The sequence below is a fragment of the Allomuricauda sp. M10 genome, assembly GCF_020782875.1.
Taxonomy (GTDB): Bacteria; Bacteroidota; Bacteroidia; order Flavobacteriales; family Flavobacteriaceae; genus Flagellimonas.
In genome coordinates, this window is the sequence record NZ_JAJGBN010000022.1 from 1 (window position 1) to 236 (window position 236).

At 50.0% G+C, this 236-nt stretch carries 1 protein-coding gene; it reads left to right on the forward strand.

The window, feature by feature from the left end:
* On the forward strand, nt 1-236 hold a 236-nt coding region (locus LKX84_RS17900; protein ID WP_228239096.1), incomplete at both ends, for a hypothetical protein.

The window sequence follows — 236 nt, forward strand, 5'->3', positions numbered from 1 at the left end:
AACACCTTGACCCTTGAGGATGGTGGCAACGTGGACTTGAGCGGGTACTTGGATAATACCGATTCTCAGACCCTATCTTTAAGCGGAACGGATTTGAGCATAGCAGGTGGAAACACCATCGACATCAGCAGTATCGACACCGATACAGATGACCAGACCTTGAGCCTATCAGGGAACACCCTTTCCATCGCCGATGGTAACAGTGTGGACCTATCTGCTTTCAACAACAGCGGAAC